The organism is Flavobacterium sp. TSSA_36, assembly GCF_051547165.1.
In the GTDB taxonomy this organism is placed as follows: domain Bacteria; phylum Bacteroidota; class Bacteroidia; order Flavobacteriales; family Flavobacteriaceae; genus Flavobacterium.
Genome location: NZ_JBPTTP010000001.1, coordinates 335097 through 349657, shown reverse-complemented (window position 1 = coordinate 349657; position 14561 = coordinate 335097). Strand labels below are relative to the sequence as shown.

At 35.2% G+C, this 14561-nt stretch carries 15 protein-coding genes; 8 read left to right on the top strand and 7 right to left on the bottom strand.

From position 1 onward, the window contains the following. Nucleotides 1-10 precede the first annotated feature (10 nt). The 4 genes from ACSVH7_RS01580 to ACSVH7_RS01565 all read left to right on the top strand — a co-directional run bounded on the left by ACSVH7_RS01580 (nt 11) and on the right by ACSVH7_RS01565 (nt 3351). Complete coding sequence (locus tag ACSVH7_RS01580) at nt 11-700, top strand: HAD family hydrolase (RefSeq protein WP_438064940.1); 690 nt, start codon at nt 11-13, stop codon at nt 698-700. Further along, nucleotides 700-1329, top strand: coding sequence for a CatA-like O-acetyltransferase (locus tag ACSVH7_RS01575; RefSeq protein WP_438064939.1), 630 nt, complete (start codon nt 700-702; stop codon nt 1327-1329). Before ACSVH7_RS01580 ends, ACSVH7_RS01575 begins: the two co-directional genes overlap by 1 nt. 61 nt (nt 1330-1390) lie before the next feature. Then, entirely contained in the window at nt 1391-2761 is a 1371-nt protein-coding gene (locus ACSVH7_RS01570) for a hypothetical protein (protein ID WP_438064938.1), read from the top strand. A 74-nt stretch (nt 2762-2835) separates the two neighbouring features. Beyond that, on the top strand, nt 2836-3351 hold the full coding sequence (locus ACSVH7_RS01565; protein ID WP_438064937.1) for a ferritin: 516 nt from the start codon (nt 2836-2838) through the stop codon (nt 3349-3351). A 60-nt stretch (nt 3352-3411) separates the two neighbouring features. On the opposite strand, the gene ACSVH7_RS01560 is transcribed toward ACSVH7_RS01565, so the two are convergent. The 6 genes from ACSVH7_RS01560 to ACSVH7_RS01535 form a co-directional block, all read right to left on the bottom strand. After that, nucleotides 3412-4182 (bottom strand): Bax inhibitor-1/YccA family protein, encoded by a 771-nt coding sequence (locus tag ACSVH7_RS01560; RefSeq protein ID WP_438064936.1) that lies wholly within the window; start codon nt 4180-4182, stop codon nt 3412-3414. A gap of 132 nt (nt 4183-4314) precedes the next feature. Then, nucleotides 4315-5745 carry a pyruvate kinase gene (pyk, locus tag ACSVH7_RS01555; RefSeq protein WP_438064935.1) on the bottom strand — a complete coding sequence of 477 codons (1431 nt, stop codon included), beginning with the start codon at nt 5743-5745 and terminating at the stop codon, nt 4315-4317. Nucleotides 5746-5749: 4 nt separating this feature from the next. Next, entirely contained in the window at nt 5750-6238 is a 489-nt protein-coding gene (locus tag ACSVH7_RS01550; protein ID WP_438064934.1) for an IPExxxVDY family protein, read from the bottom strand. Between the two features lie 112 nt (nt 6239-6350). Then, nucleotides 6351-7091, bottom strand: a complete 741-nt coding sequence (gene rnc, locus ACSVH7_RS01545; RefSeq protein ID WP_438064933.1) for a ribonuclease III — start codon at nt 7089-7091, stop codon at nt 6351-6353. 7 nt (nt 7092-7098) lie between these two features. Next, nucleotides 7099-8352, bottom strand: a complete 1254-nt coding sequence (gene fabF, locus ACSVH7_RS01540) for a beta-ketoacyl-ACP synthase II (protein ID WP_438064932.1) — start codon at nt 8350-8352, stop codon at nt 7099-7101. Between the two features lie 188 nt (nt 8353-8540). Further along, complete coding sequence (locus ACSVH7_RS01535) at nt 8541-8777, bottom strand: acyl carrier protein (RefSeq protein ID WP_007137004.1); 237 nt, start codon at nt 8775-8777, stop codon at nt 8541-8543. A 174-nt stretch (nt 8778-8951) separates the two neighbouring features. Here ACSVH7_RS01535 and purN point away from each other — a divergent pair, with 174 nt between their 5' ends. The 4 genes from purN to ACSVH7_RS01515 all read left to right on the top strand — a co-directional run bounded on the left by purN (nt 8952) and on the right by ACSVH7_RS01515 (nt 13003). Then, nucleotides 8952-9515 (top strand): phosphoribosylglycinamide formyltransferase, encoded by a 564-nt coding sequence (gene purN / locus ACSVH7_RS01530; RefSeq protein ID WP_438064931.1) that lies wholly within the window; start codon nt 8952-8954, stop codon nt 9513-9515. A gap of 12 nt (nt 9516-9527) precedes the next feature. After that, the gene (gene rnhA / locus ACSVH7_RS01525) at nt 9528-10007 is read left to right on the top strand and encodes a ribonuclease HI (protein ID WP_438064930.1); all 480 of its coding nucleotides are present in this window, start codon (nt 9528-9530) and stop codon (nt 10005-10007) included. 104 nt (nt 10008-10111) lie between these two features. Continuing rightward, the gene (locus ACSVH7_RS01520) at nt 10112-11035 is read left to right on the top strand and encodes a PfkB family carbohydrate kinase (RefSeq protein ID WP_438064929.1); all 924 of its coding nucleotides are present in this window, start codon (nt 10112-10114) and stop codon (nt 11033-11035) included. Nucleotides 11036-11104: 69 nt separating this feature from the next. After that, a complete protein-coding gene (locus ACSVH7_RS01515) occupies nt 11105-13003 on the top strand; it encodes an amidophosphoribosyltransferase (protein WP_438064928.1) in 1899 nt (632 codons plus the stop codon). Nucleotides 13004-13382: 379 nt separating this feature from the next. Here the strand turns inward: ACSVH7_RS01515 and thiL are convergent, their stop codons facing one another. Further along, nucleotides 13383-14429, bottom strand: coding sequence for a thiamine-phosphate kinase (gene thiL, locus ACSVH7_RS01510; protein ID WP_438064927.1), 1047 nt, complete (start codon nt 14427-14429; stop codon nt 13383-13385). Nucleotides 14430-14561 lie beyond the last annotated feature (132 nt).

Below are 14561 nucleotides of genomic sequence, written 5' to 3'. Positions count from 1 at the left end.
TTGTAACACTATGAAAAATCTAAAAGTAATCGCTTTTGATGCTGATGATACTCTTTGGGGCAATGAAATGTATTTTGACCAAACCGAGAAAAAATTCTGTGGATTGATGGAAGATTATCTTTCACATCAAGGGATTTCATCCGAATTGTTTCAAATTGAAATTGCCAATTTAAAGTTGTATGGGTATGGTATTAAAGGTTATATTTTATCCATGATAGAAGCAGCCATGAAAATTTCTAATAATACTATTTCAATTGAAGCAATTGCCAAAATCGTCCAATATGGAAAAGACTTATTAGAAAAACCAGTAGATTTGCTAGATGGTGTGACCGAAACTTTAGAAGCGTTGAGCGGTAAATACAAATTAGTCGTAGCCACCAAAGGGGATTTATTAGACCAAAGAAGAAAACTACACAATTCAGGTTTAGGGCCTTATTTTCATCATATTGAAGTGATGTCTGATAAGCAAGAAATCGATTATTTAGATTTAATTAAACGCTTGGAAATACAACCCGATGCATTTTATATGATTGGAAATTCGCTTAAGTCGGATGTTTTGCCTGTACTTTCGATAGGCGGACATGCGGCTCACATTCCTTTTCATACAACTTGGGCACACGAGAAAATAGACCACAAAGTTGACCATCCAAACTTTACTACATTGCAACAATTAACCGATATAATTCCACTTTTAACCTAATGAAACAGCTGTTTGACCTAGAAAATTGGAACAGAAAAGAACATTTTCATTTTTTTAAACAAATGGAAGAGCCTTTTTTTGGAGCTACCGTAGCTATCGATTGCACAATAGCTTATGATAAGGCCAAAGTGGTTTCATCTTCTTTTTTTATTTATTATTTACACAAAACCTTGCAAGCGGTTAATGCAATAGAAAATTTTAGATACCGAATAGAGAACGAAAATATTGTAGTTTACGATCGGATTGATGGCTCAGCAACGATTAGCCGACCCGATGGAACTTTCGGATTTTCGTTGATAGAATTTGATCCTGATTTTACAGTTTTCGAAAAAAATGCCTTAGCAGAAATTCAGAGAATTCAGACCACCACCGGATTATTTACCCGAGAATTTGATTTGGAGAATTTAATTCATTTTTCAGCTGTACCTTGGTTGGATTTTACCTCCTTATCTCATGCTCGAAGTTATACTTTTCCGGATAGTTGCCCTAAAATTTCTTTTGGAAAAATGATGATCCAAAACGATGGGAGTAGGCGAATGAATATGTCGGTGCATGTGCATCACGGTTTGATGGATGGGTTGCACTTGGGGCAATTCGTAGATTATTTTCAAGAAATCATGAACGAATAATCATTTGGTCTTTGGCATATTATTTGCAGCAATAAATGTAGTATTTTAATTATAAGAAAAGATGAAGCAGCTAGTGGTACTTTTATTTTTTGGAAATGTTTCTTTGTTTTTTGGACAAATAAGGGTCGCTTCTCATCCTTTGGAATTAAAAAAATCAAAAGATTACCATCAAATTATTTGTGCTTCGGATAGGAAAAATGACAATGTATTTGTTTTTGCCACTGATAAAGAGAAAACAACGATACTAAAGTATAATCCTTTTTTGTTTTTTAAGGATAGTATGACTGTACCTCGGCCTGATCTAGGCTATAAGTCAATGGTAGGTTATTCTTTTGAGACGGACGAAAATCCGACTGTTTATTGGGCTGATCCTAGTTATAAAAAGATAGTTGCACTACATTATGACTTCGCTTCAAAAAAAATAATAACTAGTTTTCTTTCAGTAGCATTACTTCGAGAAACGGTCCTTTATACTTTTAACGAAAACAATAGTTTCTATTTACTCACTAAAAAAAACACAGAGAATGCTTTGGGGTTGTATGTTTTTAAAGCGGGTATAAAAACACAATATCTTCTTGATTTTAGTAGTTTCGAATTTGTGAATACTAAGAAAGAAGCAGTCAATTTATCGATGATTTTGGCTTTTTTGCCATTGGAAAAAATAGAAACCAGAACCTATAATCCGTTATTTAAAGCCACAAGTAAATCCAAATTCTATGTGCGTGAAAATGATATTCTCTTCACTTTCGATCATAATTGGTTTGAAACTCAATTAGTGCAACTTGATTTTAAAACGCTACAACTTAAAGAGCAAATTTTCACACAATTTCCATTAAAACGCGGTAATGGACATGCAAATTCTTATTATCACGAGAACAAAATCTACCAGTTGGCTGCGAATAATGAAGAGTTGCATTTTGGCATCAAAGACTTTGAAACCAATGAATTTATCAAAGAATTTCATGTGGCCAAAAATGATAGCATTACGTTCAAAAATTCTCCCTTAACTATTCAAATTGCAAATCAAAGACCTAAAGCAATTAAAAACACGGCTAAGTTTTTAAACCAATTATCTACTACTGATTTAGGGGTTTCGGTTTATAAAACTCCTGAAAATTTATTTTTAACCATAGGAGGTAGCCAAGAAGTGGAGCGCTATTCTTCACGTTTTTTGCCCGATGAGGAGCAGTTTTTTAGCAATTCTTATTCTGTGTCTTGGAATGTTTATTTTGAAAGTCTATTAGATAAAAGAGGAAATCCGATGGCTTCAAAACCAGCGCCATTGGCAGTTGATTTTCTCCAACGCTTTTCTTATGAGCATCCAGAGTTCGTTTTGCAAAACACGCTGCGTCATAAGAACTATTATTTACATACTTATTATGATTCTAAATTGAAGCAATTTGTAGTATTGAAGTTTTATGATGGCTTCTAAATAAATATCTTTATGATAACTTTTTGCTAATTTTGTTTTATAGCCTATTGTAATAACCCTTAAAATTTTAAATCATGTTGTCTAAAAATATCGAAACGGCACTAAACCACCAAATCCGCATCGAGGCAGAATCCTCTCAAATTTATTTGTCGATGGCTTGTTGGGCTGAGGTTCATGGCTTAGAAGGAATCGCACAATTTATGTATGCACAGTCCGATGAGGAACGCGCTCATATGTTGAAACTGATCAAGTATGTTAATGAACGAGGCGGACATGCACAAATCACAGATTTAAAAGCGCCTAAAACTACTTATGATACTTTTCAGGGGATGTTTGAAGAATTGTACAAACATGAAATATTTGTTTCGAATTCGATTAATGAATTAGTAGATCGTACTTTTTCTGAAAAAGATTATGCAACACACAATTTCTTGCAATGGTATGTTGCCGAACAAATTGAAGAGGAGGCTACCGCCAAATCTATTTTGGATAAAATCAATTTGATAGGAGATGATAAGGGAGGTTTGTATTTGTTTGATCGCGATATTCAACAAGTGGCTGTTGCCAATGCAGTAAAAACTACAACTTAGGAGTAATATAGATTTGTTATAAAAAAAGCGGCTATCAAAATTGATAGCCGCTTTTAATTTTTAGTCTTTACTTGAAAGTTTTGATAACAATCTTAAAAATTCGACATACAACCAAACTAAGGTAATTAATAATCCCATAGCGCCATACCATTCCATGTATTTGGGCATTTTTTCAGTAACGCCTTGCTCGATTCGGTCAAAATCCAAAAATAAATTCAAAGCAGCAACGATAATTACAAAAACACTAATCCCGATGCTCATCATTGAATTGTCATAGTGAACAGGAGTATAACCAGTAAACATTGAAAACAACCAAGAGATTAAATAGTACGTCGCAATAGCTAGTGTTGCAGCGACAACCACCGATTTAAATTGCTCTGTTACTTTTACAATTTGGTATTTATAGAGTCCTAAGCAAACGGCAAAAGTTACAAAAGTGGCACCCACTGCTTGAGTAACAATTCCAGGGTATTTCGCTTCAAATATAGCCGAAATTCCCCCAATGAATAACCCTTCAAAAACGGCATATCCAGGTGCCAAATAAGGTGATAAATGAGGTTTGAATGCAGCAATCATAACCAAGATTAGTCCTACGATAGCTCCGCCTATAGTGGGTACCATCGGATTCATTTCATTAAAAGCCATCCACCATGTAATAGTCGCAGAGGCTGTTAGTAACAAAAACAAAATTAAACTTCTGTTTAAGGTTCCAGATAACGTCATACTTTGATTATAATCAATAACCGTAGCTTGGTGTACCGTTTCAGGATTTCCTTGATTCTTAAAACTTTTATTGTTTAAAAATGGATTATTGGAGGTGTTAAAAGCCATATGTTGTTAATTTAAGTTAGTAGTCGATTTTATATTGGCGATGCTAAAGATATACATTCTTATTAAATTGAGAAAAAAATACTATAAAAAACGCCCCTATTGAGGGGCGTTACATTTATAAACTGCTGTACATTATTCTATTTCAGAAACTCTCAGCGTGTTAACCATCCCTTTGTCTTTAATTGGCATTGCCGCTAAGTTGATTAGGTAATCCCCTTTTTGAACAAATCCTTTTTCTTTGACGATTTCATTTACATCGGTTACTGTATCATCGGTACTAACATCTTTAGTGTACATGAATGATTTAACGCCCCACAATAAGTTCAATTGTGTTAAGATGCGCTTGTTTGAAGTAAATACTAAAACATGTGCATTAGGTCGCCAAGCCGAAATTTGGAAAGCGGTATAACCACTATTGGTTAGTGTACAAATCGCTTTGGCATTGATAGAATTGGCCATTAAAGCCGCATGATGACAGATCGTTTTAGTGATGTATCGGTTGGTTTTAATTTGAGGCGTATTCTGAGGAACATTGATTAGTGGTGAATCTTCAACAGCTTCCAAAATTTGAGTCATTTTTTGAATCACTTGAACAGGATAATTTCCTGTTGCCGTTTCTCCAGAAAGCATTACAGCATCTGCGCCATCCATTACTGAGTTGGCCACATCATTTACTTCAGCACGAGTTGGAGTCAAGCTAGTAATCATGGTTTCCATCATTTGTGTAGCTACAATTACTGGAATTCTTGCTGTTTTAGCTCTTCTGATTAATTCTTTTTGCACTAAGGGTACTTCATGAGCAGGAAGTTCTACACCCAAATCGCCTCTGGCTACCATTAGAGCATCGCAATAAGCTACAATTTTGTCTATGTTTTCTAATGCTTCTGGCATTTCGATTTTGGCAATAATTGGAATTTTGAATTCAGAGTTTTCTGCGATTAATTCTTGAAGATCTTGTAAATCTCTAGGAGTTTTAACAAAAGAAAGAGCGATCCAATCTAATTGTAATTCGATAGCAAATTTAGCATCCGCAATATCCTTTTCAGTCATGGCGGGAAGAGAAATTTTAGTATTTGGAAGATTTACTCCTTTTTTGGATTTTAATTCTCCACCTTGGATAACCTTAGCAAGGACTTCACTTTTTTTATCAGTTTCAACAATTTCAAAAATTAATTTACCATCATCCAAAAGGATTCTTTCCCCTGGATTCACATCGTTTGGAAAGTTTTGATATTTCATGAAAACCTTCTTAGATGTTCCAATGATGTCTTCTGCGGTGGTGAAAGTGATTAAATCACCATCATTTACAAATACGCCATCTTCCATAACTCCAACACGAAGTTTAGGCCCTTGTAAATCACCTAAGATGGCAGTTGTGTATCCGTTTTCTTCGTTTATTTCGCGAATGATGTTTACCTTATTTCTAACATCATTATAATCAGCATGAGAAAAATTTACTCTAAACACATTAACCCCTGCTTCAATCATATCTTTGATGATCTCTTTTGTACTACATGCAGGCCCAAGTGTGGCTACAATTTTCGTTTTTTTGTTTGTAAGCATTTTATTAAAAAATTAAATTGTTTTTTGATTTTATGTTTTCGGTTTCAATACTATACGACATATTTATAGCGTCTATAGCGTTTAACTTTGTTACGGTTTGTGATACATTAAAATTGTTTTGACTTGCCTCGATTTTTAAAAAATAATCTGCTTTTTTCAGTTCGGGTATTAAATAAGTTTGAACCGAAATCTCAATTTCTTGTTCTAAGAACAAATTTGTTTTTGTGTTATTTTTAGTTTGTATTACCTCATTCTTATTTTGAATGAGATGCCAATACCTATCTTTTTTGGCGTCGTAAAAAGAGAATCTTGAAAAAAATGTTTCTCCTTCTTTAATCTTAACAAAAAGATCCTTTGGGTTTTTAGCAAGATTGATTTGTAAGGAAGAATTAACGGAGTAGGCTAATCGGTAATCTTCCATAGTGGAATGAATTGCGATAATAGCGTATTCTATTTCTTCAAATTCATCTAAATTTACTTTATGAATTGCCATTCTGTTACAATAAGCAGTAAAGATAGTATTTCTATTGAAGAATTTCTAAGTAGAAATGATATGATTTTGTTAAAAGACTACCGAAAACGTTGTAGTTTTAAGAAAATTAAGGTTATTTTTTGTTTATCTTTTCTTGAAAGGCAAAATAAGCGCGTTGTGCTGCTTTTTCTTCAGCTTTCTTTTTGGAAGTAGCTCGTGCTTTGGCAATTACTTTCTCGTCTATGCTCAATCGTACTCCAAATAGGCGTTGACCATCGATGGCATTATCTTCAAAAATATCGAAGAAAAAACTTTTCTTTTCTTTTTGACACCATTCAATAACCAAACTTTTATAGCTGATAACTTTGCCTTCAAGTTTGCTAATGTCTACATAAGGGCGAATGACTCTTGAATGGATAAATTTTTCGCAAAAAAGGTACCCTCTATCTAAATAAATGGCGCCAATTAATGATTCGAAAATATTGCCATGTATGTTTTCGCCAAAATGGTTAACCGGTACTTTGCTTTCTATAAATTGAATTAGTTTTAGGTCTTTTCCTAGTTCATTAAGATGTTCTCTACTGACAATTTTTGAGCGCATTTTGGTAAGATAGCCCTCATCGCCATAAGGCGCTTGGTTGAATAAGTATCCTGCAATTACTGAGCCTAGCATGGCATCGCCTAAAAATTCTAGGCGCTCGTAATTCATAGGATTTCCTTCGCTATCCATTTTGTTAGAAGAGCGATGGGTGAACGCTTTTCGATATTTTTCTAAGTCAAGCGGTGAAAAGCCTAAGATTTTTTCGAGGGCATTAAAAAAAATCCCGTCTTCAATGGAACGGGATTTTGAAAATATTTTTCTAATGATATTCATAGATAAATTAGTCAACTAATTTTTTAAATAATACGCAAGCGTTGTGTCCTCCAAAACCAAACGTGTTACTCATCGCTACCTTAATGTCTCTTTTTTGAGGGGAATTAAGGGTAAGGTTAAGGGAAGGGTCGATTTTTTCGTCAATTACGGAGTGATTGATTGTAGGAGGGACTATCCCGTGTTGCATAGCTAGTATCGAAGCAATGGCTTCAATAGCTCCTGCAGCACCTAATAAATGTCCCGTCATTGATTTGGTTGAATTAATATTAATAGTTTTGGCATGATCTCCAAAAACGGCACTAATAGCTTTCAATTCGGCTACATCGCCAAGTGGCGTTGAAGTTCCGTGAGTATTGATGTGGTCTACTTCCTCTGGATTCATTCCTGCATCACGGAGTGTGTTTTTCATTACCGCGATTACTCCAATTCCTTCAGGGTGTGGTGCGGTTAAATGGTAAGCATCTGATGACATTCCGCCACCGCCAATTTCGCAGTAAATTTTGGCTCCTCTTGCTTTCGCATGTTCGTAATCTTCTAGCACCAAAGCACCAGCACCTTCGCCTAATACAAACCCGTCTCGTGTGCCATCAAAAGGTCTAGAAGCTGTTTCAGGGCTTTCATTTCTTGTTGACAAAGCATGCATAGAGTTAAAGCCACCCATTCCTGCAATGGTTATAGCGGCTTCAGAGCCTCCTGAAACAATTACATCACACATGCCTAAGCGAATGTAGTTGAAAGCATCAATTAAGGCATTGGCAGAGGAAGCACAAGCCGACACCGTAGTGTAATTAGGTCCCATGTAACCATTTCGCATCGAAATGTGAGCCGGTGCAATATCAGCGATCATTTTTGGTATAAAAAACGGATTGAATTTTGGCGTTCCATCTCCTTTTGCATAATACATTACTTCATCTTGAAAAGTTTCTAAACCTCCAATTCCGGCACCCCAAATAACGCCAACTCTTTGTTTGTCGATGTTTTCGTTGTTAAGTCCTGCGTCTTTGATGGCTTCATCACTTGCTGCAATTGCATATTGAGCAAATTTGTCCAATCTACGGGATTCTTTGCGGTCCATGTACTCTTCAATATTGAAGTTTTTTACTTCGCAGGCAAATTTTGTTTTATGTTTTTCCGTATCGTAGTAGGTAATAGGGGCGGCTCCACTAATTCCATTCAAAAGACCATGCCAGTATTCTTGGATGTTGTTTCCAATAGGAGTTAGTGCTCCTAAACCTGTAACTACAACTCGCCTTAATTTCATAACGTATTTATTTTGTTAGCTTTAAACAAATAAAACCCACGTTTTCTTGATTGTATGTTGTACAAAAGAGACATGGGTATTACATATATTAGTATTTACAAGAAGAAAAAAATCTTCTAGTGTCATTTTATTAAAAAAAATAAAATAATAACACCCGTTTATTTTGCATCATAAACGGGTGCGAGTTATTATTTTTTTGCTTCCTCGATATAAGAGATAGCTTGACCAACAGTAGCAATATTTTCTGCTTGATCGTCTGGAATTTGAATGTCAAATTCTTTTTCGAATTCCATAATAAGCTCAACAGTGTCTAATGAGTCAGCTCCTAAATCATTGGTGAAGCTAGCTTCTGTTACAACTTCGTTTTCGTCAACACCTAATTTGTCTACGATAATCGCTTTTACTCTTGATGCAATGTCTGACATAATTTTTAATTTTAGAATTTAATTTGTTGGCAAAAATAAAAAACTTTATTTTAAAACAACTATTTAGTTAATAAATGTGTCCTCTAAATGCTAAAATTTATTTAACAAAGCCGTTAGAAAGCTGTTTTTTTTGGATTTTTATCCCGTTTTTTGCAAAATAAAACTGCTGAAAAAATGAAAAAAATTATAGTTTTTGCTTCTGGTTCGGGAACAAATGCCGAAAATATTATCAAATATTTTGCAAATTCTGATTGCGCTAGAGTAATCAGTGTATTTACTAACAATGCAAGTGCAAAAGTTATAGAAAGAGCTGAAAATTTGAATGTAGCCTCTTTTATTTTTTCAAAACAAGACCTAAATGAAGGTAATGTTTTACGAAAATTGAATTCTTTGCAGCCGGATTGGATTATTTTGGCGGGTTTTTTATTAAAAGTTCCTCAAGATGTAATTGATGCCTATCCTGATAGGATTCTAAATATTCATCCGGCCTTGTTGCCAAAATTTGGAGGTAAAGGAATGTATGGCATGCATATTCATCAAGCAGTTGTGGCCAATAAGGAAAAAGAAACCGGAATCACTATTCATTATGTAAATGAACATTATGATGAGGGGGCTATTGTTTTTCAAAAGTCCGTGTTGCTTACTCCGGGGGATTCTGCAGAAGATGTAGCTGCAAAAATTCATGATTTGGAGCAAAAACACTTTCCAGAGGTGATTGAAAAAGTGCTTCTAAAATAATAAAAATTCATTATGTCACATCAAGTACATATTTATACCGATGGTGCAGCCAAAGGTAATCCAGGGCCAGGAGGCTATGGTGTGGTAATGGAATGGGTAGGAAAACCTTATAAAAAGGAGTTTTATGAAGGATTTCGGTTGACTACTAATAATAGGATGGAGTTGTTGGCTGTAATTGTTGGTCTTGAAAAGTTGAAAAACGAAAACACTTCGGTGTTAGTGGTGTCCGACTCAAAATATGTGGTAGATTCTGTGCAAAAGAAATGGGTCTTTGGCTGGGAGAAAAAACGATTTGTAGATCGTAAAAACGCAGACCTTTGGAAACGTTTTTTAGTTATATTCCGAAAACATCAAGTCGAGTTCAAATGGATCAAAGGGCACAATAATCATCCTCAAAACGAGCGCTGTGATGAGTTGGCGGTAATGGCTTCGAAGCAAAAAGAACTTTCTGTTGATTTTTTTTATGAAAAGGAAGAGCAAAAAATAGTGTAAATAACCGATAATCAACTATTTTTTGTTTTGATTCTTTGCCTTGTGAATCATTGCAATTTTACACTTTAAAAACTATCTTTGCGCCTTAATTTGAAACTAGGCAAATGAATAAATTATTGATTGTTGGAACAGTAGCTTTCGACGCAATTGAAACTCCTTTTGGGAAAACTGATAAAATTTTAGGTGGAGCAGCAACTTATATTGGATTGTCCGCTTCTTTTTTTAACTTACAATCTGCAATTGTATCCGTAGTTGGCGATGATTTTCCGCAAGAACATTTAGATTTGTTGACTTCAAAAAACATTGATATTTCTGGGGTAGAAATTGTAAAAGGTGGCAAAACTTTTTTCTGGAGTGGTTTGTATCACAACGATTTGAATTCAAGAGATACATTGGTTACCGAACTCAATGTTTTGGCTGATTTTCAACCAAAAGTACCTCAAAACTTTAAAGATGCTGATGTAGTGATGCTAGGGAATCTTCATCCCTTAGTACAAAGCAGTGTTTTGGATCAAATGGAAGCAATGCCAAAATTAGTAGTCTTGGATACGATGAATTTTTGGATGGATTGTGCCTTACCAGAATTACTTGAAGTGATCAAGCGTGTTGATGTGATTACGATCAACGATGAAGAGGCAAGACAACTTTCAGGAGAATATTCTTTGGTGAAGGCAGCGGCCAAAATTCACACCTTAGGACCCAAATATGTAGTGATCAAAAAAGGAGAACACGGCGCTTTATTGTTTCATAATAAAGAAGTGTTTTTTGCGCCAGCATTGCCATTGGAAGAAGTATTTGATCCAACGGGAGCTGGGGATACCTTTGCGGGAGGCTTCTCTGGATTTATCGCACAAAGCGAAAATATATCTTTCGAAAACATGAAAAATGGAATTATTTATGGCTCTAATCTAGCTTCATTTTGTGTTGAAAAATTTGGAACCGAAAGAATGGAGACATTAACCCAAAACGAAGTGAATCAGCGTTTGAAAGCCTTCAAAGCGTTAACTCAATTTGATATCGAATTATAAATGACAAAGCTCAGGAAACTGGGCTTTTTTTAATACGCAATACTAATTACAACACAACACTAAAATACCATGAGCGACGCTTTACAACACGAATGTGGAATAGCATTAGTACGACTTCTTAAGCCTCTAGAATATTACAAAGAAAAATACGGATCTGCTTTTTATGGCATTCAAAAGATGTATTTGTTAATGGAAAAACAGCACAATCGAGGACAAGATGGGGCTGGATTTGCTAGTATTAAACTTGATGTAGAGCCCGGGCAACGCTACATAAGCCGAGTGCGCTCTAATCACGCGCAACCTATACAAGATGTTTTTGCACAAATAAATGCTAGAATAAATGATGAATTGGCTCAAAATCCTGATTATGCTGAGGATGTAGCTTTGCAAAAAGCAAACATTCCTTACATTGGAGAATTGTTTTTGGGACATGTTCGTTATGGAACTTTTGGTAAAAACAGTATTGAAAGTGTGCATCCTTTTTTACGTCAAAACAATTGGATGCACCGCAACTTGATTTTAGCGGGTAATTTTAACATGACTAATGTAAAAGAGCTTTTTGAAAATCTAGTAGAGTTAGGTCAGCATCCTAAAGAAATGGCCGATACTGTTACAGTAATGGAGAAAATTGGACATTTTCTAGATGATGCCGTAACCGATTTATATCAAGAGTGTAAAAATGAAGGATTAAATAAAAGAGAAGCTTCTCCAGTGATAGCTGAACGATTAGATGTAGCGAAGATTTTGCATAGAGCTGCTAAAAATTTGGATGGAGGTTATGCAATGGCGGGGCTTTTAGGGCACGGAGACGCTTTTGTTTTTAGAGATCCTGCGGGCATTCGTCCTGCTTATTTTTATCAAGATGATGAAATAGTTGTGGTGGCATCAGAACGACCTGTGATCCAGACCGTTTTTAATGTCCCTTTTGATCAAGTGCGTGAGATTGATCCGGGCGCTGCTTTGATTATCAAAAAAAATGGTACAGTTTCTATGAAAGAAATTCTTCCTGCCATTACCAAAAAAGCGTGCTCGTTTGAACGCATCTATTTTTCTAGAGGCAGTGATGCTGAGATTTATCAAGAGAGAAAAATGTTAGGGCGTTTAATCTTGCCTGCCGTATTAGCATCTATTGAAAACGACACCGATAACACTGTCTTTTCATACATTCCTAACACCGCAGAAACTTCTTTCTTTGGAATGGTTGAGGCCGCTCAAGATTTTTTAAACAAACGAAAAAATGATTATATTTTAGCGAATAGAAATAAACTCACCACTGAGAGTTTACAAGCATTATTAGCTGTCAAAATCAGAACGGAAAAAGTAGCGATTAAAGATGCTAAATTAAGAACCTTTATTACAGAAGATAGTAGTAGAGACGACTTAGTAGCACATGTTTATGATGTAACTTATGGTGTTGTTCAGCCTACAGATAATTTGGTAATCATCGATGATAGTATTGTTCGAGGTACAACTTTAAAGAAAAGTATCATAAAAATGATGGATCGCTTGAATCCAAAACGAATTGTAGTTGTTTCTTCTGCTCCACAAATTCGATATCCCGATTGCTACGGAATTGATATGGCTAAACTTGAGGGATTGATTGCTTTTAAAGCTACTTTGGAGCTTTTGAAAGAAAGAAATTTATATCATATCGTAGATGAGGTGTATGCCAAGTGTAAAGCTCAAGAAAATTATAAAGACGTGGAAGTGGTGAATTATGTTACGGCTATTTATGAACCATTTACACCACAGGAAATCTCGGATAAAATTGCAGAAATGTTAAGTTCATCAGAAATAAATGCCGAAGTAAAAATTATTTTTCAAACTGTAGAAAATCTACATGTGGCTTGTCCTAAAAATTTAGGGGATTGGTATTTTACAGGGGATTATCCTACTCCAGGAGGGAATCGAGTAGTCAATAGGGCCTTTATGAATTTTTATGAAGGTAAGGATGCAAGAGCGTATTAAAATTAGTCGAAAAGTGTATTTAATCGGATTTTTATGCATTTCATCGGAAAACCTTGTGATGAACGTAGAGTTGTAGTAAGTTTATATCACCATAATATTAGTAGGTTAAGTTTATGGTAGATTTGGGGCAAAAAGGGTGGAAGCAATTCCACCTTTTTTATTTTATAGTTAAGAAGTTTTTAATGCTCTTCTTTTTTGGGATAAAATTTACTGAAATGAAAATATTTTAACAAAACAGTGTTTTTGACGGATATAAAAAAAAGAGGCACTTTAGGATGAAAGTGTCTCTTTTTTTTGAAGCCTATTTTTAGCCTAAAACAGATTTAGGATCAAAGCCTAAATCATACGCTTTTGAATTTTGGTTTAGGAATTTACCCAATTAATTTTCAAAGGCATTCCATCCTCTCGCTTTTAGAGGAATTTTAGTATTAGCGCGGGTGACCAAATGGATGCCTTCACTTGGCTCAGTCATGTGCCCAATAATCGTGAAATTAGGATTTCCTTTAATTTTATCAAAATCAGACATTGCTACAGTAAATAATAACTCATAATCTTCTCCTCCGTTGATCGCGATAGTTGTACTGTCGATATTGAATTCTTCACAAACCGAAATAAACTGGGGGTCCAAAGGAAGTTTGTCTTCGTATAAATTGCAACCTACATTAGATTGTTTGCACAAATGCATAATTTCAGAGGAGATGCCATCTGAAACATCAATCATGGCTGTTGGTTTTATTTCAAGAGCATGTAGTAAGGTTCTAATGTCAGTTCTAGCTTCCGGTTTGAGTTGTCTTTCTATTAAATAAGTATACGCATCTAAATCAGGCTGTGAATTGGGATTAACTTGGAAGACTTGTTTTTCTCTTTCTAAAACTTGAAGCCCCATATAGGCTGCGCCAATGTCTCCAGATACTACTAATAAATCTGTTGTTTTAGCCCCATTTCTGTAGACTAATTTGTTTTCATCTGCTTCTCCTAAAGCGGTGATACTGATAATCATTCCTTTTTGAGAAGAAGTGGTGTCGCCACCTATAACATCAATTTTGTATTCTTTGGCCGCTCGGGCAATTCCTTCATACAATTCCTCTAAAGCTTCTAACGGGAATCGATTAGAAACGGCTACCGAAACTGTAATTTGCGTCGGCTTTGCATTCATAGCACAGATGTCTGACAGGTTAACCACTACCGCTTTGTAGCCAAGGTGTTTTAAGGGCATATAGGCTAAATCAAAATGAACGCCTTCAATTAGTAAATCGGTGGATATTACCGCTTTTCTTGTTCCAAAATCGACTACTGCGGCATCGTCCCCAATTCCTTTTATGGTTGAGGTGTGCGAACTTTCAAAATGTTTAGTCAAATGTTCGATCAACCCAAATTCACCTAATTGATCAATACTAGTACGTTGTGGGTTTTTATCTTCAATCATATTTTAGCTATTTTAAAAAGAGCAAAGATACGAAGTTGTGAATCGAGTATTGGTGTCGTTGGATTATAAATGCTACATTGCTCTCTAATGTTGGAATTTGGAAAAGAAATGATGATCCTTGATAGCATAGGA

Bases quoted from the DNA above. Each gene is read 5' to 3' on its own strand.
- ACSVH7_RS01580 (WP_438064940.1), top strand. From the start codon at position 11: ATGAAAAATCTAAAAGTAATCGCTTTTGATGCTGATGATACTCTTTGG.
- ACSVH7_RS01575 (WP_438064939.1), top strand. From the start codon at position 700: ATGAAACAGCTGTTTGACCTAGAAAATTGGAACAGAAAAGAACATTTT.
- ACSVH7_RS01570 (WP_438064938.1), top strand. From the start codon at position 1,391: ATGAAGCAGCTAGTGGTACTTTTATTTTTTGGAAATGTTTCTTTGTTT.
- ACSVH7_RS01565 (WP_438064937.1), top strand. From the start codon at position 2,836: ATGTTGTCTAAAAATATCGAAACGGCACTAAACCACCAAATCCGCATC.
- ACSVH7_RS01560 (WP_438064936.1), bottom strand. From the start codon at position 4,182: ATGGCTTTTAACACCTCCAATAATCCATTTTTAAACAATAAAAGTTTT.
- pyk (WP_438064935.1), bottom strand. From the start codon at position 5,745: ATGCTTACAAACAAAAAAACGAAAATTGTAGCCACACTTGGGCCTGCA.
- ACSVH7_RS01550 (WP_438064934.1), bottom strand. From the start codon at position 6,238: ATGGCAATTCATAAAGTAAATTTAGATGAATTTGAAGAAATAGAATAC.
- rnc (WP_438064933.1), bottom strand. From the start codon at position 7,091: ATGAATATCATTAGAAAAATATTTTCAAAATCCCGTTCCATTGAAGAC.
- fabF (WP_438064932.1), bottom strand. From the start codon at position 8,352: ATGAAATTAAGGCGAGTTGTAGTTACAGGTTTAGGAGCACTAACTCCT.
- ACSVH7_RS01535 (WP_007137004.1), bottom strand. From the start codon at position 8,777: ATGTCAGACATTGCATCAAGAGTAAAAGCGATTATCGTAGACAAATTA.
- purN (WP_438064931.1), top strand. From the start codon at position 8,952: ATGAAAAAAATTATAGTTTTTGCTTCTGGTTCGGGAACAAATGCCGAA.
- rnhA (WP_438064930.1), top strand. From the start codon at position 9,528: ATGTCACATCAAGTACATATTTATACCGATGGTGCAGCCAAAGGTAAT.
- ACSVH7_RS01520 (WP_438064929.1), top strand. From the start codon at position 10,112: ATGAATAAATTATTGATTGTTGGAACAGTAGCTTTCGACGCAATTGAA.
- ACSVH7_RS01515 (WP_438064928.1), top strand. From the start codon at position 11,105: ATGAGCGACGCTTTACAACACGAATGTGGAATAGCATTAGTACGACTT.
- thiL (WP_438064927.1), bottom strand. From the start codon at position 14,429: ATGATTGAAGATAAAAACCCACAACGTACTAGTATTGATCAATTAGGT.